We start from the raw sequence: 19,351 nt of genomic DNA, 5'->3' as shown, positions 1-19,351 counted from the left end.
AGCAAATTCAAGCAAGATGGCACGCCCCGGTTACCCGATCGGCGCCGCGCACTGATCCCGACGACCCGTCCAGAGGCTATCCGACATCGTGGCAACCGTTGTGTACGTTGAAATCGGCCCCGCGTGGAACCGCAACCGCGGCGGCACCGCACGAAACGCGACCGTCGAAGCGGCACGCGGCTTCGAAAGCGACATCCTGATGATCGCGAACGGGCAAAGCGGCAACGCGAAGGACGACACGGCAATCGCGTCGCTGCAGGTGCATGGCGGCGCATCCGCGCAGGTGCTGGCCACCGGCCCCGACGAGGAAGCGGCGCTTCAGGCGCTGCTGCCCCTGCTGCAAGCGCGCTGACCCGCGCGACGCGATGGCACGGCATGGCGCCGTCCATCCCCGAATCTCCATTCCACGAGGAAGCGATGAGCGACAACTTCACGTCAAACGCCCCGAACCTGTCAGCCTCCGCCATCTGGGCGCTCGAACGCCTCGCCGATGTTCGCTACGGACGCGATGCGCCGGCGCTCGGCTGGTCGATCGCGCGGGAACTCGTCAACGCGGGCTTCGTCAGCCATTCCGCACACGGCCGTTCCGGCGCGTCGATCACGCCCGAAGGTCGGACCTTCCTGAAAAGCCGGAAGTAGGTCGCGCGCCGCGCGCCAATCAGCTTGATACTTTTGAGCATCGATTTGGCGATTTTGCGTCTTACGAGGATCAGCCTGCGCTTCTAAAGTGGAGTCACCCCGAACGAACGGGCCTCAACTTTCCAGTCAAGGAGCCAGTCATGAGCCGCATCGCCATCCCCGCCATCGAATCCGCCACCGGCGCAACCGCCGACGTGTACGCACAAGTCCGCAAGGTCGCCGGCGGCACCGTCCCCAACCTGTTCGCCGCCGTCGGCCATCTCGCGCCGAACGCGCTTGCAGCCGTGCTCAACGCCGAAGGCGTGCTCGCCGGCGGCACGCTGAGCAAGCAGGATCTCGAAACGATCAAGCTGCTGGTCAGCGCCGACACCGGGTGTGACTACTGCGTCGCCGCGCACAACCTGCTCGGCAAGATGACCGGCCTGTCGGCCGACGCGCTGCGCGCGATCCGCTCGGGCCAGCCGGGCACCGGCGACGCAAAGCGCGACGCGCTGATCCGCTTCGTGCTGAACCTGCAACGGACCAGCGGCACGATCACCGACGACGAATTCGCGGCGATCCGCGAAGCCGGCTACACGGATGCGCAACTCGCGGAAATCTCGCTCGCGATCGCGCTGACGATCTTCACCAACACGTTCAACCGCATCAACGACACGGTCGTCGATTTCCCGCCCGTGAAGTAAGCGGTATCGCCGGCATCGGGGCGGCATGCGTCCCGATGCCGATTCCCATCCCTGTTTCGACCGCGCCCGTCCCGGCCCCGTTGCCGCGACGGGCGTCCTGCGTCGATCATCGCCGCAACGCAGGATTCGCAGCCGCCATTCCCGCCGGGAATGGAAGTTATGCGTGCGCGCCCGCTACCGACGCGACAGCGCTTCGCCGAAGATGGGTTCCACGACGAGCCGATCGCTCGTCAGCCACGCAACCCGACATCCATTCATTCACAGGAGATTCGCCATGTCGCTCCAGGACAAGCTCGACGCATTCAAGGCCGACTTCAAGGCGGGCAAGCCGCCGTACCACGCGCCGCCCGAAATCCACCCGATCATGGAACGCGCGACGGCCGAACTGATCGCGAGCGGCCAGGCCGCCCGTGCGATCAAGGCCGGCGATCGCGCGCCGACGTTCCGCCTGAAGGACCAGGACGGCAACGACGTGTCGTCCGTCGACCTGCTCGCGAAGGGGCCGCTCGTCGTCACGTTTTACCGCGGCGTCTGGTGCCCGTATTGCAACCTCGAACTGCAGGCGCTGAACGAAGCGCTGCCGCAACTCCAGGCGCTCGGCGCGAACGTGGTCGCGATTTCGCCGCAAACGGCCGTCAACAGTCGCAAGTCCGTCCGCACGAATCATCTCGGCTTCCCCGTGCTGGTCGATGCACACGGCGAGACGGGCGCCGCGTTCGGCCTGCGCTTCAACCTGCCCGACTATCTGGTCGACCTGTACACGATGCTGAAGAACGACCTGCCGGCATTCAACAACGATTCCGGCTGGACGCTGCCGATGCCGGCACGCTACGTGATCGGCCAGGACGGCATCGTGCTGTACTCGGAAGTCAATCCCGACTACACGCATCGCCCCGATCCGTCGGACATGTTCCCCGTCATCGAAAAAGCCGTGCACGCATGATCGCGCGCCGCCGCGCCACCGCATGTGGCGCGGCGGCGCTTTCTGTTTTCCCGTTTCATCTGGAGTCCTTCATGACCGCACGCACTTTTCTCGTCACCGGCGCGACCAAGGGGATCGGACGCGCGCTTGCCGAACGGCTGGTGCGCACCGGGCATCGCGTCATCGGCCTCGCACGCGACGACGCGGAGTTCCCGGGCGAACTCGTTCGCGTCGATCTCGCCGACAGCCGCGCGACCGGCGCCGTGCTGCAAGCACTCGTGCAGCGGCACGCGATCGACGGCGTCGTGAACAATGTCGGCCTCGTGCGCCCGCAGTCCGTCGGCGACGTGACGCTCGGCGACCTCGACGACGTACTCGCGCTGAACCTGCATCCGGCCGTCCAGACCGTGCAGGCACTGCTGCCCGGCATGCGCGAGCGCGGCTGGGGGCGCATCGTCAACCTTTCCAGCCTGACCGTGCTCGGCATCGTGCAGCGCACCGCGTATGCGGCGGCGAAAGCCGCGCTGGTGAGCTTTTCGCGATCGTGGGCGCTGGAACTCGCGAACACGGGCATCACCGTCAATGCGGTGGCGCCCGGGCCGACGGAAACGGAACTGTTCCGCGCCAACAATGCACCGGGCAGCGAAGGCGAGCAGCGTTATCTCGCCGCGGTCCCGATGGGGCGCTTCGGCAAGCCCGACGAAATCGCGGCGGCGATCGCGTTCCTGCTGTCGGACGATGCCGGTTTCATGACGGGGCAGACGCTCTATGTCGACGGCGGCGCGTCGATCGGCAAGGCACCGTTCTGAGCGGCGACCAAGGGTCGGAGAAAACGGCGGCCCTGCCCGGCCGCCGTCATTGCGCCGATGCGGGCTCGCCGTCCGCCAGCGTCTGTTCGACGAATTCGACGAACGCGCGGGCGCGGGCCGTCACGAGCCGGCCGGCCGGAAACACGGCCCACAGGTCGATCGGCGGCAGTTCCCAGTCGGTCAGCACGGCCTGCACCGCGCCGGACGCGAGTTCGGGCGAGAACATCCAGCGCGACGCGACTGCCAGCCCCATGCCGGCGATCACGGCGGTCCGCATTCCTTCGGCCGCGCTGACACGCAGGCGCCCGGAAACCGCCACCGCGACTTCGGCACCGTTCCGGTTGAACGACCAGGTTTCGCCGCCGCCCCGCTGCGAATACACGATCGCCTGGTGACGGGCGAGATCGGCCGGCGCTTTCGGAATGCCCGCCCGCGCGAAATACGCCGGCGTGCCAACGACGAGCCGCGGGCTGCGCGCAATGCGCCGCGCGATCATCGACGAATCGACCAGTTCGCCCATTCGCAGCGCGACGTCGGTGCCCTCTTCCAGCAGATCGATGTTGCGGTCGTCGAGTGCGAGATCGATCTCCAGATCGGGATGCCGGCTCAGGAACGTGTCGAGCAGCGGCAGCACATGCAGGCACGTGAAGCTCACGGCGGCGCTCACGCGCAGCTTGCCGGACAGGCTCGCGGACGCATCGCGCACCACGTGCTCGGCCTGATCGGCCTCGCGGATCGCGAGCTTTGCGTGTTCGTAGAAACGCTGCCCGGCGTCGGTCGTCGTGAGCCCGCGCGTCGAGCGCAGCAGCAGACGTACGCCGAGCCGCTCCTCGAGCTGCGCGATCGACTTCGAGATGGCCGGCTGGCCGAGATTCATCCGCTTCGCGGCCGCCGAGAACGAACCGGCTTCCACAACGCTGACGTAGGTCTCCATTGCCGCGAGTCGATCCATGCGTTGCTTCTCCGTGTGCGGGTGCCGGGCGGCACGACCATGCCGGCAGTCGAGATGCCGTTCGCGCAAATTGTAGTACGACGCTCGCGCGAACCTGGGTCGAACCGGCGGCTGCCGCGCTGTTCCTTGCGTCGGACGACAGCAGTTAGGTGGCCGATGGCGGGCGGGCCCAAGCGTGACAACCGCAACCGGAGCGGACAACCGCCCGCTTCGGACCTACTCCGCGTCGCCGGCCTCACCATCGTCCGGAGCCGCCGCATCGCGCCGGTCACCGAGCGACTGACGCCGCCAGTCGCCGGGCGTCATCCCCGCCCAGCGCGTGAAGACGCGGCGAAACGCGGCGACCGACTGGTAGCCGACGTCGGCCGACACGGCCTCCGCGCTGGCCGACGGCTGGCGCAGCGCATTCGCGGCGAGGCTCATCCGGATGTCCGTCAGCAGGTCGGCGGCCGAGTGCCCGAGCTTCGACTGGAAGTGACGCATGAACGTCGCGCGCGACATGCTGCACAGCGCGGCCAGCTCGGGCAGCGTCCACGGCCTCGCCGGATCGTCGAGCATCGCGACGATCGCGGGCGCGAGGCGCGGATGGCCGGCCAGCGCCAGCAGGCCGGTCGGCGCCTGCCCCGATTCGCTGACCGCGCGCAGTGCGAGCGCGAACAACGCCGCCGACAGCGCATTCAGGATCGCGAGGCCGCCCAGCTGCTGCTCGAGCGATTCCGCACGCATCAGTTCCACGAGGGCGGTCAGCCGCGCGGCGGCGGCCAGCGCGTCGGGGGCCCGGCTGTCCGTCGCCGCGCGCACGACGAGATCCGGCGGCAGGTGACGCCGGATCAGCCGGTCATGCGGCGGCGCGACCACGAAGCGTCCGCACAGCATGTCCAGCCGCTCGCCCGTGCCCGCGTTCTCGCCGATGAAAACGTGACCGCCGGGCCGCTTGATCGCCGGCACCGGCGGCAGCCCGCTGCCGTCGTGCAGCACGTGCGGCGAGCTGTGCGGCAACAGCACGAGATCGCCGCCGCCGAGTTCGCGCACCGTGCCGTCGTCGGGATTCTCGAGGATCGCGCGGCCGCGCAGCACGACGTGATACGGGATCTCGCACGCGGGTGACCGCTCGTACGTGACCGCCCACGGCGCGCCGAACGCGCAGCGGATTTCGAGCTTCCCCGTGACCGTGACGAGCGCGATGAAGCGGCTGAGCCAATCGGATTCGAGCGTCATGTCGAGTGATGGAGAAGGATCGGAAGTGCGGCGCGCGTACGACAAACGCCGCGTGAAGTTCCGATTATCGCGCGGGAAGCCGATGTCATCGCGCGCGGCGGCGTTGCGGGCCGCGTTATTGCCGGCCATTCCGCTGCGGAATGGGTTTTATCGCCGCGGCCGGCCTTCTGGCGCGCGGCGTTCGGGACGAACATCGAGTCGTCCAACACCTGTTCCAAGGAGAACACCATGAACAAGCTGTTCAATCCGCTGAAGCTCGGCCCCATCACACTCAACCACCGCGTCGTGCATGCGCCGGTGACCCGCATGCGTAGCGAACCGGGCAACGTGCCGGGCGACCTGATCGTCGAGTACTACACGCAGCGCGCGACCGACGGCGGCCTGCTGATCACGGAGGCCACCGCGATCTCGCCGCTCGCGATCGCGTACGTGGATGCGCCGGGGATCTATACCGAGGCCCAGGTCGCCGGCTGGAAGCGGGTCGTCGACGCCGTGCATGCGAAAGGCGCGCGCATCTTCCTGCAGCTCTGGCATGCGGGCCGTCAGGCGCATCCGGCCAACACGGGCGGCGTGACGCCCATCGCGCCGTCCGCGCGGCGCTCGCTCGAACATGCGGCGATTCGCGACGTGCACGGCGGGATTACCGAAGCCGAGCTCGTCGAGCCTCGTCCGCTCGCGCTGCACGAGATCCCGGGCATCGTCGAGCAGTTTCGCGCCGGCGCGCAGCGCGCGAAGGCGGCCGGTTTCGACGGGGTCGAACTGCACGCGGCGAACGGCTACCTGCTCGACCAGTTCCTGCTCGACGGCGCGAACGACCGCACCGATGCCTACGGCGGCCCGATCGAGAATCGCGCGCGCTTCCTGTTCGAGGTCGTCGATGCGACGGTGTCCGTCTGGGGCGCCGGGCGCGTCGCGGTGCGGCTGTCGCCGAGCGGTTCGTACGGCACGGTATCCGACAGCGATCCGCACGCGACGTTCGGTTATGTCGCGCGGCGCCTGAACGACTACGGCCTCGCGTATCTGCATGTGATCGAGCCGCGGATTCGCGGCAACGAGGAAAACGCGGACGCAAGCGAACACGACGTGTCGTCGAAGGACCTGCGCCAGGCGTTCCACGGCACGATCGTCGCGGCCGGCGGCTTCACGCGCGACAACGCGGAACAGATCCTCGCGGATGGCCACGCCGATCTCGTCGCCTTCGGCCGCATGTTCATCTCGAACCCCGATCTGCCGGAACGGCTCCGGACCGGCGCGCCACTGACGCGCTACGACCGCACGACGTTCTATGGCGGCGATGCGCGCGGGTATACGGACTATCCGTTTCATCGGGAAGCCGCGGTGGCGTGATGCGGGGGCGGCTGCTTGCGCGGGCGAGCGTCCGGGAAATCCGCACGTTCGCCGTCGCACAGGCCGGCAGAAGGCTCAGAACCGGTGTCGAATGCCGACGATCGCGAGCAGTTGCGAATTCGTGCCGGCGTCGACGTTGTACGACCCGATCACGGCCTGGGCCGGCCCGCTCCCGTTGAAGCCGTTCGCGTGTTGATAACCGACAGTCGTATAGAGGTCGGTGCGCTTGCTCAGCAGATAGTCGACACCGACGTTGACCTGGTGATAACGCGCGGACGAATCGCCGTCCGACCACGTGAAGTTGTAGCCGACGATGGCCAGCAGCGCCGGCTGCGCCTGCCATTGCGCGAACGCGGAACCGTTCCTGTAGCGCTCCGCATGCACGAACGTCGACGACGCGTCGGGACGGTATTCGCTGAAGCTGAACGCCGCGCCGACCGTCACGTTGCCGATCGCATATTGCGCACCGGCACGCGCAATCCCGATCGACCGGGCCGACGCATACGCGCGACTGACCGCGCTTTTGAAGAACGAATCGGCCGACGACACGCCGCGCGTCGAACGAATCGCATTACCGTTGTCGACGTGCAGGTAGCCGGCCGCCGCGCTCAGCGGACCGTCGGCATAACCAACCGCGCCGGAATACACGAGGCCCGATCCCGACGCGCCGGCCACGCCGCCCGGCGCGACCATCGCCGCGACCGTCACGCCGTGCCATGCCGCGCCCGTCCATTTGACCGCGTTGCTGAACGTTACGCTGCTGTCGTAGTTGTCGACGTCGCCGGGCGGCGCGAAGAGCCCGCTGAACGCGTCGGCCGTGATCGGCTGCACGAGGTCCGTGACGGGATCGTTCTGCCTGCCGAGCGTCAGCTTGCCCCACGCGTCGGACGCGATACCGACGAACGCCTTCGAGCCGAACAGCCGCCCGCCGTCGAGCTGGCCGCTCGCGACGTCGAAGTTGTTTTCCAGCGTGAAGATCGCGTTCATCCCGCCGCCGAGATCCTCGCTGCCGGTCAATCCCCATTCGTTCGACGACAGCGCGCCCGACGACATCGACACACGCGACTGCCCGCCTTCCGCGTGATTCAGATAGGCGATTCCGGTATCGATCGTGCCGTACAGCGTGACCGATCCTTCCGCCCGTGCGGCGACGGAAAGCGAAGCCGCAACGGCGGCGCCTGCAATCAGCATGCAATTTTTCATCGTGTCTATGAATAAGTACTGCGAATCGATATGAACGGACGTCGGCAGAACGTCGGCCGTGCGTTGCGCATCGGTTTCAGGCCGCGCCGGTTCACGGCATCGTGATGCTCGCGCTCGCGCACGCCGGGGCACACGGCTTACGCGAGCGCGCATCAGTCACACGGGTTCGCCCGTCGCGGCGGGCGCTACCGGATCAGGATGCTTCGCAGCTGAACCGGTAGCTGTCGTCGAGCTTCTTCGCCAGCACGAGCGTGCGCATGTTCAGGGCGCGCGCCGCATCGCACAGCGTGCGCTGCCCGCTCGGCGTGCGGTACTTGCTCGCGTACTCGGCGTTCAGCACCGGCTTGTTCTTCGATGTGAACACCGTGTAGCCGCCGCACTCCTTGTGCTCGTTGCATTCCTCGTTCACCGCGAAATCGAACGACGGCTCGAGCGCCACGAGCTGGTCGACGTCGTTCTTCAGCCCGACCGCCAGATTGCGCTTGTGCGCCTCGTTTGCGATGAACACGTTGAACGCATACTGATCGCTGTCCTGCAGCGGGAAACCCGTGTCGTTCGCATAACCGTCGACGTTGTCGGGCTCGACGCCGTCGCACCCCTTCGACACCGCGCGATCGAGGCGGGCCGTCATGATGTCCCGGACGTTGCTCGAACGAATGTCGAGCCAGCGCTCGCCTTCCCAGTCGTCGAGCTTCTTGCCCTGGTCGGATTCCTTGAACTTCGAAAAATCGGGCCGCCAGTTCTCGGAACTCCCCGCCGAGAAATAGCAGACGACCTTGCGCCCTGCCTGCTTGAGCGCCGCGATGGTCGCCGGGTCGGTATCGAACAGGTCGATGTCGTAGATGGCCACGTCGTAGGACGTGTTGAGCTTGCCCCTGAGCTGCCATTGCCACGTGTCGGATACGACGGGCGCCCAGTGCGAGCCGACACGCGCGGGTGTCGGCGCGGCCGGACGGGTCGCGGCAAAGGCCTTGGACGACAGCGGGTCGGACGACCCGTCGCCGCAGGCCTGCAGGATCGATGCGCACAGCGCGAGCGCCGCGACACACGAAAGGTTGCGTACGGTTTTTTTCATCGATGCTTCTCCAGTGGAGGGGTCGGGATGACGAATGGAACTGCGGGTTGCGGAACTGCCGGGTTGCTCGGTGACGCGAGATGATGCCGGGTGATGCGAGGTGACGCTCAAGCGTCGAGCGGTTCGGCGCGCAGCAGCGCCGCATGCTCGAAGCGCAATGTGATCGCGGCCTGCCCGGGTGCGACGTGGCCGACCGTGCGATTGCCGTTCGCGTAGTCGACGATCCGGTACGAGCGGTCGGGCTGCAGGCCGCGCAGCGCGATGGAGCCGCTCCAGCGGTCGGCGTAGAACGCGTAATGCAGCACGCCGTCCTTTTCCACGACGTGTGCCTCCGGCTTGTCGAACGCGATGTCGTAGAGCTCGCCGCGATAGCGGCCCTCGGCGAGCCGGTGCGCGTTGTACACGCCGACCCAGTGCCGCCACGCCTGCTCGTGCTCGGGTGTCAGCAGGAACGAGTTCTTCGGCTTCGGATCGACGGGCCACGTGAACTTCGTCGAGATGACGGCGCCGACGCCGACCGCCGACGCGAAATCGCGCCCGCCGTCGCTCAGTTCGACGTGGTCGCCCGTATACGCGGACGACGCGCCCATCAGCGCCTTCAGCGTCTTGCCCTTGTGGCGAACCTGCCAGCTCGACAGCGGATCGGACGCGGGCGCCTGATCGATATAGCGCATGTTGTGGAACGCGTACGCGGTGCCGCACGGACACACTTCGACGACGGCGTCCGGCTTGAGCGCATGCGCGGCGTCATGGAACACGCGGTAGAAATCCGCGAGATGCTCGACCGAATCCTCCGGCCGCGCGTGCTGGTGCGCGGGGTTGTAGCAAGGCGCGACGCCGTTCAGGTGCTGGCCGTCGATCTTCATCCCGTCGAAACCCCACTCGCCGATCACCTTCTTCACGAGCGCGGCGATGTGTGCCTGGGTTTTCTCGTAGGCCGGGCACAGATAAAAGCTGTTCCACCACGTGATCGCCTGCGGCGCGCCGTCCGCGTCGAGCAGCAGCATGTCGGTGTTGTCGTGCAGTTCGTCGCTGCCCGGTGCGACCGCGAGCGGCGCGATCCACAGCCGCGCCTTCTGCCCGCGCGCATGGATGTCGTCGACGAGCGCCTTCATGTCCGTTTCGCCGGCCGGGAATTTCGCGCGGTCGGGCACCCAGTCGCCGGTCCGCCGTTGCCAGCCGTCGTCGAGCACCGCCCATTTGAAGCCGAGCGCCTGCACCTTCGGCAACGTGGCGCGCACGTAGTCGAGGCTGAACTGGCGCTCGTAGCCCCACGCGCACCAGATCGGCTCGTACGCGCTTGCCGGCGGCTGCGGCGCATGGAACCCCTGCGCGTCCATCATCTGGCGGTAGGTATCGAGCGCGACGAAATAATCGCCGGCGTGCAGCATCACGAACGCGGTCGGCGTGTCGAGCGTCGCGCCCGGCGCGAGCGTCACCGTCTTCTCGCCGCGCAGGCCGAGCGCGACTTCGTTGCGCACCGCCTTCACCGGCAGCGACACGAGGCGCGGCACGGTGTCGAGATGGCCGAGCGCGATGCCCTGGTCGCGCCGCCACACGTCGACGACGGGCGTGCCGCCGCCGTAGTCCGACGCGTTCATGCCCATGAAATTGCGCTGGTCGAAGCCGGCCTTCACCGGCTGCACCCAGTCGCGCCGGTCCGCATGGCTCGCGCCCGAATAGGTCCAGTAACCGCCCGCGCCGGCGGCGGCCGGCAGCAACCGGTGCGCGCCGACGTTCCATGCGCGGATGTCGGCCGCCTGCGCGCCGACATTGCGAAACTGCGTGTCGATCAGCGCAACACCCGGCCGCGCGTCGAGCAACGTGACGCGCAGCGTCTTCTCGAAGCCGTGCGCCGAGCGCCCGACCAGCCGCAGTTGCCGCCCCGCGCCGAACGCGGTCACGACTTCCGCATGCGCGGCGTCGACGATCGCGAAGCGGTCGATCGTGCGCACCGGCCGCGTGTCGGGCGCGGGGCCGTCCGGCGTGGGCGCCGGGGCCGGGCCGATCAGCTGTTCGAGCGTCTCGCTCGCATCGAAACGGGTCAGCGCGCGCGCGCCGCCACCTCGGCGGACGGCCAGCCGGCAGCGCATCGCCGGGTCGAACTCGATCACGAGCCGGTCATCGCGCAGCGCGACGCGCCGCGGTTCGCCGCCGTGGGCATCGCGTACGCCGATACCGACCAGGATCGGGCTCGCCGCGCCGGCGGCCAGCCACTGCACGAACGCGCGCCGCGTGGTCATTGGCGCACCTCGCGGCAAAGCGACACACCGGCGCCGCCGACGGCCGGCACGCACCGGGCGGGCCGGGCGGCAAACCGGGCGGACCGAAGAAATCGAAAGGAAAAGCAAGCGTTCATACGAGGTTCCTCGTGAAGAAGGGCCGTGCGCCGACACATCCGCATCGTGCAGATCGGCAATCTAGTTCATCTTTCGCTTTCTTTCGTTTGTGGTTTACACTAATAACGAAAGATATCGAAAGAACATAGATTGGCGGCTCCCGGCAAGTTACTCTGACATTTCTTTGTGAAACACCGCCGGGAGTGGCCCATCGATTGCTTCCGGCTATGCTCGTGCAGCGACAAAACGAAAGCATTCGACGGTTCCGAACCATCTTCGAAAGACGCGACCGATGCAAAACACCTGGCTTGTCCACGCGCTCGTCACGACCCTGCTGTGGGGCGTGTGGGGCGCATTCACCGGTTTGCCCGCCGAACAGGGCTTCCCCGATACGCTGATCTACGTGGTGTGGGCGTTCACGATGATTCCGCCGGCGCTGGTCGCGCTGGGGCGCGCCGGCTGGCGCGTGCGGCACGACAGCCGCTCGCTCGTGCTCGGGCTGGCCATCGGGCTGCTCGGCGCGGGCGGACAGATGCTGCTGTTTCGCGCGGTCGAATCGGGGCCGCCGTACCTCGTGTTCCCGATCGTGTCGCTGTCGCCGGCGCTGACGATCGCGCTGTCGTTCCTGCTGCTGCGCGAACGCACGGGCAAGCTCGGCCTGGCCGGGATCGTGCTCGCGCTCTGCTCGCTGCCGCTGTTCGATTTCCAGTCCGGCCAGGGGCCTGCCAGATTCGGGCTGTGGTTCGCGCTTGCACTGCTGGTGCTCGTCGCGTGGGGACTGCAGGCGTACTTCATCAAGATCGCGAACGCGTCGATGGATGCGGAATCGATCTTCTTCTACATGGCGCTGACCGGCCTGCTGTGCGTGCCGTTCGCGCTGTGGATGACCGACTTCGGCCGGACGATCAACTACGGGATCAGCGGCCCGGGCCTCGCCGCCGTCATCCAGGTGCTGAACGCGATCGGCGCGCTGACGCTCGTCTACGCGTTCCGCTTCGGCAAGGCGATCGTCGTGTCGCCGCTCGTCAATGCGGGCGCGCCGTTGCTGACGTCGGTGATCTCGATGGCCGTCACGGGCACGGCGCCGACCGGCAGCAAGCTGACGGGCATTGCGCTGGCACTGCTGGCCGCGCTGCTGCTCGCGCTGCAGCCGGAAAGCGCGACGGCTGCCAACGCAGCGGGGGAATCGGCATGAACTACCTGCTCGATCTCGTTCGCCGTCACAAACAGTCGCCCCGGCACGCATCGCGCGGCACGCCCGCGATCGGCATCCCGTCCGTGTGCTCCGCGCATCCGGTCGCGATCGCCGCGGCGCTGCGCGAATGCGCGGCGCTCGATCGCCCCGCGCTGATCGAGGCGACCTGCAACCAGGTCAACCAGGACGGCGGCTATACGGGGATGACGCCGCACGACTTCCGCCGCTACGTGTTCGACATCGCCTGGCGCGAACGCGTGAGCCCCGACGCGATCCTGCTCGGCGGCGATCACCTGGGTCCGAACGCGTGGCGCCGGTTGCCGGCCGCGCACGCGATGGACAATGCCGAGACGATGGTCGCGCAGTACGTCGCGGCCGGTTTCCGCAAGCTGCATCTCGACTGCTCGATGTCGTGCGCGGACGATCCGTCGCCGCTGCCCGAAGCCGAAATCGCGGCGCGCGCCGTGCGCCTGTGCCGCGCCGCCGAACATGCGTGGGCAGCCGGTTCGCCGCGCGGCGAGGCGCCGGTCTACGTGATCGGCACGGAGGTGCCGGTGCCCGGCGGCGCGCACGAGACGCTCGACGCGCTGGCCGTCACCGCGCCGGACGCGGCCAGTGCGACGCTGGCACTGCACCGCGACGCATTCGCGCGCGCGGGCCTCGACGATGCGTGGTCGCGCGTGATCGCGATGGTCGTACAGCCCGGCGTCGAGTTCGATCATCACCAGGTCATCGACTACGACGCCGGCAAGGCCCGCGCGCTGAGCGCGTTCATCGAGGACGAACCCGCGCTCGTGTTCGAAGCGCATTCGACCGATTACCAGACGCCCGACAATCTCGCGCAACTCGCGCGCGATCACTTCGCGATCCTGAAGGTTGGACCGGGCGTGACCTTCGCGATGCGCGAAACGCTGTGGGCACTCGCCGCGATCGAGCGCGAATGGCTCGGCGGCGACGACGGCTTCATCGCGACCGTGCTCGGCGTGATGCGCGACGAACCCGTGCACTGGCGCGACTACTACGCGGCCGGCACACAGCTCGATCTCGACCTCGCTTACAGCCTGAGCGACCGGATCCGCTACTACTGGACGCATCCGGCCGTGCAGCGCGCGTGTGCCGACCTGCTCGCGCGTCTCGACGCGTCGCCGCCGCCGCTCACGCTGGTCAGCCAGCATCTGCCGCGCCAGTACGAGGCCGTCCGCGAAGGGCGGCTCGACCTGCGTGCCGGCGCCCTGTTGCAAGACGGCACGGCCGCCGCCGTCCGTCCGTATCTTCACGCGTGTGCCGCGTGACCGACTCTCCTCTGAACTGCTCATGGAATTTCTCGATCTCGATCCCGTCGACCTTGCCCGCCGCCACGCCGCCCACACCGCGCGCGAAATCGCCCAGCAGCCCGACGTATGGCCCGACGTTCACGCGGTCGTCGACGCACAACGCGCGGCGCTCGACGCATTTCTCGTGCCGCTTCTCGCCGATCCCGGCCTGCGCATCGTCCTGACGGGCGCCGGCAGCTCGGCCTTCATCGGACAGTGCCTCGTCCCCGCGCTGCGGCACCGCTTCGGCGGCCGCGTCGAAGCGGTGGCCACCACCGACATCGTCGCGTGCCCCGGCGAAACGCTGCAGCCCGGCGTGCCGACGCTGCTCGTCTCGTTCGCGCGCTCGGGCAACAGCCCCGAAAGCGTCGCGGCCGTCGAGTTGGCGGACCGCTTCGTCGACGGCTGCCACCACCTCGTGTTCACATGCGCGGCCGACGGCATGCTGAACCGGCACCTCGGCACGCATCCGCGCGCGCACGTCGTGCTGCTGCCGGAGGCCACGCACGACCAGGCGTTCGCGATGACGTCCAGTTTCAGCGGCATGCTGCTCGGCGCGGCCTGGGCTTTCGACGTGACCGGCATGCCGGTCGAACCGCTGGCCGACGCCGCGCGCACGCTGCTGCGCGAGCAGGCATCGCGGATCGCCGCGCACGTGCGGCAGTTGCCCGAGCGCGTCGTCTATCTCGGCAGCGGTGCACTGCTCGGGCTTGCGCGCGAAGCCGCGCTGAAGCTGCTGGAGCTGACCGACGGGCTGATCGTCGCGATGGCCGAATCCCCGCTCGGCTTCCGGCACGGCCCGAAGACGTTCCTGGACGAGCGCACGCTCGTCGTCGTGCTGCTGTCCGGCGATCCGCATACGCGCCGCTACGATCTCGACCTGCTGCGCGAACTGCGGCGCGAAAACCGTGCGGCCGGCATACTGTCGGTCGGCGTCGCGCCGGCCGACGGCACCGCAACGCTGCCGCCGTCCGACGACAACCTGACCGTGCCGCTACCGCCTGGCCTGCCCGATCTCGCGCTCGCGCCCGTTGCGCTGATTCTCGCGCAGTGCTTCGCGCTGCTCGCATCGCTGCGGCTCGGGCTCACACCCGACAATCCGAGCGCATCCGGCACCGTCAACCGTGTCGTGGCGGGCGTCACCATTCATCCGTATGCGGGGCAGCCCACATGACTCCACTCTTTCTCGGCATCGATGGCGGCGGCACGAAAACCGCCTTCATGGTGATCGACCAGCAAGGCCGTATCCTCGCGCGCCATGAAACGACCACCAGCTACTACCTCGAAATCGGCATGGACGCGCTGCGCGCGCTGCTCGCCGACGGCGTGCACGCGGTGCTGGCCGCCGCGGACGTCGCGCGCGACGAGATCGCGTATGCGTTCGCCGGCTTGCCCGCCTATGGCGAGGACAGCCGCCTGCTGCCCGAACTCGACGGCCTGCTCGCCCCGTTGTTCGACCACGGCCGCTACCGGATCGGCAACGACATGGTGTGCAGCTGGGCCGGCACGCTGGCCGGCGGCGACGGCATCAGCATCGTCGCCGGCACCGGGTCGATCGCATACGGGCAGCTCGAAGGCCGCACCGCGCGCTGCGGCGGCTGGGGCGAGATCTTCGGCGACGAGGGCTCGGCGTACTGGCTCGCGCGCGAAGGGCTCGCCGCGTTCTCGCGGATGGCCGACGGCCGCGCCGCGCGCGGGCCGCTGTTCGACATCGTGCGTGCGCACTTCTCGCTCGAACACGACCTCGACCTGTGCGCGGCGGTGAATTCGGGCGCCGTGCGCAGCCGCTTCGCGCAGTTGTCGCGGCTCGTGATCGATGCGGCACGCGCGGGCGACGCGCACGCGCATGCGCTGATCGAACGCGCGGCCGACGAACTCGCGCGGCTCGCGGCCGGCGTCGCACGCACGCTCGACTGGCCGCCCGGCCAGCCGCTGCCCGTGTCGTATTCGGGCGGCGTGTTCAACGCGGGTGCGCTCGTGCTCGATCCGCTGCGCGACGCGCTCACCCGCGTCGTGCCGCACGCCGTGCTCACCGCGCCGCGGCTCGGCCCGCATGTCGGCGCGGCCGTGCATGCGGCCCGGCTGGCGGGCCGGCCGCTCGGCCCGTCGGCATTGCGTGCGCTCCAGCCCGGGCAGGGGTTTTGATATCATTTCGGCTCCCTGTCTTGCCGAAATGGACATGCCCGCTCACCGAGTGCCTCCATCGCCCGCCGTCGATCACGCGCCGCTGCTTGTCGAGGAACGTCGACGCCTGATCTGCGAACTGGTGCGCGAACGGGAGAAAGTCACCGTCGAGGAGCTGTCCGAGCGTTTCGGCATTTCGCTCGTCACGGTGCGCAGCGACCTGAATGCGCTCGCGGCGGCCGGCGCGGTGCTGCGCACGCACGGCGGCGCGCTCGTGCTGCGCGAGAGCGACGAAGTGCCGATCGCGGTCAAGCAGAAGCTCCGTCACGCGGAGAAGGTGCGGATCGCGACGGCCGCTGCCGCGTTGATCGGCGACGGCGAAACGATCCTGCTCGACTCGGGCAGCACGACCGAGGAAATCGCGAAGCAGATCCTCGCGATGAAGCTGCAGTCGCTGAACGTGATCACGAATGCACTCAACGTGGCCGTGCTGCTCGCGGCCGCGCCGCACATCAACCTGATCATGCCGGGCGGTCAGCTGCGGCCGAATTCCTATTCGCTGTCGGGTCCGCAGGCCGTCGTCGCGCTGCAAGGGCTGTACGCGGACCGGCTGTTCCTCGGTGTCGACAGCCTCGACCCCGAGATCGGCCTGATGACGCCGCACCTGCTCGAAGCGCAGCTCAACGCGCAGATGCTGAAGATCTCGCGCCAGGTGATCGCGGTAGCCGATTCGTCGAAACTGATGAAGCGCAACCTGTCGGTAATCGCGAGCGTCGAGCAGCTCGACATGCTAATCACCGATACGGGCGCCGATCCGGCTGTGGTCGACGACCTTCGGCAACGCGGCATCGACGTGCTGACGGTCTAGCCGTTCCATTCAACGCCTCCCCGGAAACCACGATGCCGCCCGTCTCTTCCCCGCCCGTTCTCGACACGCCACGCCTCGTCCTCGAAGGCCATCCGCTCGGCGATTTCGACGCGCTCGCCGCAATGTGCGGCCGAGCCGGAGGTCGTCGCGCACATCTTCAACGGCAAGCCGTCCGCGCCGCGCGACTCGTGGATGCGCATGCTCGCGTATCGCGGGCTGTGGCCGCTGCTCGGTTACGGCTACTGGGCGATTCGCGAGAAAGCGTCAGGCCGTTATGTCGGCGACCTCGGCTTCGCGGATTTCCACCGGATCGTCGAACCGTCGATTCGCGGCGTGCCGGAAGCCGGCTGGGCGCTCGCGGCGTGGGCGCACGGCAAGGGCTACGCGACCGAGGCGCTCGCGGCCGCGCTTGCATGGCTCGACGGGCAGCAGCGGTTCGAGCGCAGCGTGTGCCTGATCGCGCCGACGAATGTCGCGTCGATCCGGGTTGCGGAGAAAGCCGGGTATGGCGAACCGACGCGGATCCGCTTCAATGACGCCGATTCGTTGCTGTTTTCACGCAAGAGCCGGTAGGCGCGGGCGTCCCGGCCGCCCGGAATCGAGTCACCCCGCCACCGGTTCGTAGAAATGCTCGAAGTGGCCGTGGTCCATCGGCCAGCAGTTTCCGCTTTCGTCGAGCAGGATCCAGTCGCCCGGCATCACCGCACGCCAGCCTTCCGGCGTCGCGACCGCCCACATGCCCTGATGGCGCTCCACCCGGTCATGGTCGCCGTCGACGAACCACCGGGTTGCCTCGACATGACTGGTGCGTTTTCTGAATCTCATGTCACCCCTTGGGAAACGAATATCAGCCTCGCGTGGCCGGCCGGGCAGCGAATCGCGTGCCCGCGCGGGAAGAAACACAGCGCGATGCCGCAGCGCCTGCGTCGAGCGACCTCTGGTGCGCCTTCAGCTCGTTCGTCGCCACCCCGGTCTCGTGCAACGCCATCCGGCCCTCGGCGACGAGCGCCAGCAACGTTTCGCGTGCGGCGGTGGAGATCCGGACGTCGATCTCCTGCATTCTCCTGAGCGCCGCAAGAACCTCGTCCGGTTGATCGGGCGCAAGCGCAGCCACGAACCTCAAACGTGTCTCGGCGGCCCGGACGGCCTCGCTCCAGTCGGCCCGCTCAACCGCGACTTCAATTGCGTTCGTGAGCGCATCGAGACTCTGGACGACTTGCAGCGTTACCATTTCGCACTCCTGTCAATAGCTCGTTGTCCGATTGCCTGCCCGTCGAGAGCCGGTACGACGCGAACCCGACCCGTACGCGTTCGATTCCGGGCACGCGCGAGATAACTCGATGCTTCGATACGATCGGGAAACGGAGGCGTCACGGAACATCATGCGCACGTGTCAGGTGCGGGGATTGTAGGGAACGATACGCGGCGACGTCGGTAATATTTTGTATTGATATGTCGAGTTACCTTGCCTGGCCTCGCATCGGCCCGCGCAGGCGACGTTCGCGACAGCGGGTTTTCGCAAACGTTTTCGCCTGAAGAATGCCCGAACACGGCCTTGCCGAACTGTTCGGACGGGGTGCGCGACAGCGCCGTCAGCAACACCGCGAGATTCTGCATCCCGCACTGCATGCCATGCTTGTCGAACGCCAACGATCGTGTAAGCGGCATGCAAGCCGTCCACGGAGTCGGATTTACAACCCGGCTTCGTCGAGGCACAACCCGATCAGCGGGCCCTCATCCCGCTTGACTTCATCGACGCGCCCGTCGTAAATACCTCGATGACCGGGCGATCGACACCCGCGGCCTGCCCGCCCGGTCGAATCACTTCCGCCCGCTCGCGGGCAGCGTGGTGCCCGTCGAGAAGCCGATCACGACCCTCCGCGCCCATTGACGAGACAACCGATGCGACTCCGACGCCTCCGATCCCGCTTCGGCCAGTTTGCCTTGCCGGCGCTGCTGTCCGCGCTGTTTCCGTTGGTCAGCCATGCCGAAGCGGGCGAACTGGGCGGCATCGCGATGGCCGCGGTTACCTTCTCGTCGACGGTCTGGGTCGTGCTGACGGTGGTGGTATTCGTGTGGTTCCTGCGCCGGCTGCCGCTACTGAAACGGCTCGCGTGCACCGTGCTGTTTTTCTGCCTGCCCGCATTGTTGATCGGCGGCATGGCCCTCTGGGAATACGCGCTCGACGGCTATACCGACAGGCCCGAGGTCACGACCAAACCGCTGGTGGTGCTCGGCGTCACCTTCCCGCCCGGGAGTCAGGCCCACTACGACGGCGCCGGCGGCTTTTTCGGCTGGGGCGCAAAACGCACGCTGCAGTCGATTCATGGCCCCCGCCCCGTCATGCTGGGCAACGTGCCGATCGACGGGCTGATCTTCATCCCGGAGAACTGTTGCGACCGCGCCAGGGCTGAAGTCAGCGCCGGTACGATCATCGACGACTTGCCTTGCGGCGATACGATGTTCGACCTCACCCCCGCCGGCCCCGCGTTGAGGTCGTGCTTTCTGGCCGCGCCGGTCACGTGGCACGGGAAGCAGTGGCCCGCCGGGTCCTATGTCGACCTCACCGCACCGCCGACGGCGCAGGATACGAAATAGATCTCGGCGACACCGGCAACGCGTCGTAGCCGCCCCTTCACGACACCAGATGCGCGCGGCGTGCTC

General features: G+C 67.9%; 19 protein-coding genes and 1 pseudogene. 13 read left to right on the top strand and 7 right to left on the bottom strand.

The window, feature by feature from the left end:
• The first annotated feature begins 88 nt into the window (after positions 1 to 88).
• The 5 genes from ACTRWB_RS15680 (at position 89) to ACTRWB_RS15660 (ending at position 3,053) form a co-directional block, all read left to right on the top strand.
• Complete coding sequence (locus ACTRWB_RS15680; protein WP_319022358.1) at positions 89 to 352, top strand: HPr family phosphocarrier protein; 264 nt, start codon at positions 89 to 91, stop codon at positions 350 to 352.
• A gap of 65 nt (positions 353 to 417) precedes the next feature.
• Positions 418 to 639: a hypothetical protein gene (locus ACTRWB_RS15675; RefSeq protein ID WP_193102841.1), complete on the top strand. Its 222-nt coding sequence runs from the start codon at positions 418 to 420 to the stop codon at positions 637 to 639.
• A gap of 140 nt (positions 640 to 779) precedes the next feature.
• Positions 780 to 1,322, top strand: a complete 543-nt coding sequence (locus ACTRWB_RS15670; RefSeq protein ID WP_048246519.1) for a carboxymuconolactone decarboxylase family protein — start codon at positions 780 to 782, stop codon at positions 1,320 to 1,322.
• 274 nt (positions 1,323 to 1,596) lie between these two features.
• On the top strand, positions 1,597 to 2,265 hold the full coding sequence (locus ACTRWB_RS15665; protein WP_446902404.1) for a peroxiredoxin-like family protein: 669 nt from the start codon (positions 1,597 to 1,599) through the stop codon (positions 2,263 to 2,265).
• Positions 2,266 to 2,336: 71 nt separating this feature from the next.
• Complete coding sequence (locus tag ACTRWB_RS15660) at positions 2,337 to 3,053, top strand: SDR family oxidoreductase (RefSeq protein ID WP_446902403.1); 717 nt, start codon at positions 2,337 to 2,339, stop codon at positions 3,051 to 3,053.
• A gap of 46 nt (positions 3,054 to 3,099) precedes the next feature.
• Here ACTRWB_RS15660 and ACTRWB_RS15655 read toward each other — a convergent pair whose 3' ends face one another.
• Positions 3,100 to 4,005 (bottom strand): LysR family transcriptional regulator, encoded by a 906-nt coding sequence (locus ACTRWB_RS15655; RefSeq protein WP_048246522.1) that lies wholly within the window; start codon positions 4,003 to 4,005, stop codon positions 3,100 to 3,102.
• 216 nt (positions 4,006 to 4,221) lie between these two features.
• Positions 4,222 to 5,223 (bottom strand): cupin domain-containing protein, encoded by a 1,002-nt coding sequence (locus tag ACTRWB_RS15650; RefSeq protein ID WP_446902402.1) that lies wholly within the window; start codon positions 5,221 to 5,223, stop codon positions 4,222 to 4,224.
• Positions 5,224 to 5,451: 228 nt separating this feature from the next.
• Between ACTRWB_RS15650 and ACTRWB_RS15645 the strand changes: the two genes are divergently transcribed.
• Positions 5,452 to 6,570 (top strand): alkene reductase, encoded by a 1,119-nt coding sequence (locus ACTRWB_RS15645; RefSeq protein WP_446902401.1) that lies wholly within the window; start codon positions 5,452 to 5,454, stop codon positions 6,568 to 6,570.
• A 75-nt stretch (positions 6,571 to 6,645) separates the two neighbouring features.
• Here ACTRWB_RS15645 and ACTRWB_RS15640 read toward each other — a convergent pair whose 3' ends face one another.
• The 3 genes from ACTRWB_RS15640 to ACTRWB_RS15630 form a co-directional block, all read right to left on the bottom strand.
• A complete protein-coding gene (locus ACTRWB_RS15640) occupies positions 6,646 to 7,773 on the bottom strand; it encodes a porin (protein ID WP_446902400.1) in 1,128 nt (375 codons plus the stop codon).
• Between the two features lie 193 nt (positions 7,774 to 7,966).
• A complete protein-coding gene (locus ACTRWB_RS15635; RefSeq protein WP_446902399.1) occupies positions 7,967 to 8,848 on the bottom strand; it encodes an endo alpha-1,4 polygalactosaminidase in 882 nt (293 codons plus the stop codon).
• A gap of 107 nt (positions 8,849 to 8,955) precedes the next feature.
• The gene (locus ACTRWB_RS15630) at positions 8,956 to 11,091 is read right to left on the bottom strand and encodes a glycoside hydrolase family 36 protein (protein ID WP_446902398.1); all 2,136 of its coding nucleotides are present in this window, start codon (positions 11,089 to 11,091) and stop codon (positions 8,956 to 8,958) included.
• A gap of 388 nt (positions 11,092 to 11,479) precedes the next feature.
• On the opposite strand from ACTRWB_RS15630, the gene ACTRWB_RS15625 reads away from it, so the two are divergent.
• The 6 genes and pseudogenes from ACTRWB_RS15625 (at position 11,480) to ACTRWB_RS15600 (ending at position 17,260) form a co-directional block, all read left to right on the top strand.
• Positions 11,480 to 12,382, top strand: coding sequence for an EamA family transporter (locus tag ACTRWB_RS15625; RefSeq protein ID WP_446902397.1), 903 nt, complete (start codon positions 11,480 to 11,482; stop codon positions 12,380 to 12,382).
• On the top strand, positions 12,379 to 13,674 hold the full coding sequence (locus tag ACTRWB_RS15620) for a D-tagatose-bisphosphate aldolase, class II, non-catalytic subunit (protein ID WP_446902396.1): 1,296 nt from the start codon (positions 12,379 to 12,381) through the stop codon (positions 13,672 to 13,674). The genes ACTRWB_RS15625 and ACTRWB_RS15620 overlap by 4 nt, the downstream gene beginning before the upstream one ends.
• Positions 13,675 to 13,696: 22 nt before the next feature.
• Entirely contained in the window at positions 13,697 to 14,869 is a 1,173-nt protein-coding gene (locus ACTRWB_RS15615; protein WP_446902395.1) for an SIS domain-containing protein, read from the top strand.
• Positions 14,866 to 15,840 carry an N-acetylglucosamine kinase gene (locus tag ACTRWB_RS15610; RefSeq protein ID WP_446902394.1) on the top strand — a complete coding sequence of 325 codons (975 nt, stop codon included), beginning with the start codon at positions 14,866 to 14,868 and terminating at the stop codon, positions 15,838 to 15,840. The genes ACTRWB_RS15615 and ACTRWB_RS15610 overlap by 4 nt, the downstream gene beginning before the upstream one ends.
• Before the next feature lie 34 nt (positions 15,841 to 15,874).
• A complete protein-coding gene (locus ACTRWB_RS15605) occupies positions 15,875 to 16,687 on the top strand; it encodes a DeoR/GlpR family DNA-binding transcription regulator (protein ID WP_226800701.1) in 813 nt (270 codons plus the stop codon).
• Between the two features lie 32 nt (positions 16,688 to 16,719).
• Positions 16,720 to 17,260: pseudogene (locus tag ACTRWB_RS15600) on the top strand (GNAT family N-acetyltransferase).
• Between the two features lie 30 nt (positions 17,261 to 17,290).
• On the opposite strand, the gene ACTRWB_RS15595 reads toward ACTRWB_RS15600, so the two are convergent.
• Both ACTRWB_RS15595 and ACTRWB_RS15590 read right to left on the bottom strand, forming a co-directional pair.
• Positions 17,291 to 17,512: a hypothetical protein gene (locus ACTRWB_RS15595; RefSeq protein ID WP_446902393.1), complete on the bottom strand. Its 222-nt coding sequence runs from the start codon at positions 17,510 to 17,512 to the stop codon at positions 17,291 to 17,293.
• Between the two features lie 22 nt (positions 17,513 to 17,534).
• Positions 17,535 to 17,918 carry a hypothetical protein gene (locus ACTRWB_RS15590; RefSeq protein ID WP_343492074.1) on the bottom strand — a complete coding sequence of 128 codons (384 nt, stop codon included), beginning with the start codon at positions 17,916 to 17,918 and terminating at the stop codon, positions 17,535 to 17,537.
• Between the two features lie 671 nt (positions 17,919 to 18,589).
• On the opposite strand from ACTRWB_RS15590, the gene ACTRWB_RS15585 reads away from it, so the two are divergent.
• Positions 18,590 to 19,285, top strand: a complete 696-nt coding sequence (locus tag ACTRWB_RS15585) for a hypothetical protein (protein ID WP_446902392.1) — start codon at positions 18,590 to 18,592, stop codon at positions 19,283 to 19,285.
• Positions 19,286 to 19,351: the final 66 nt, after the last annotated feature.

Source organism: Burkholderia sp. YIM B11467, from assembly GCF_052952715.1.
The sequence above is the reverse complement of the archived record's forward strand: the minus strand, read 5'-3'. Positions and strand labels throughout refer to the sequence as shown.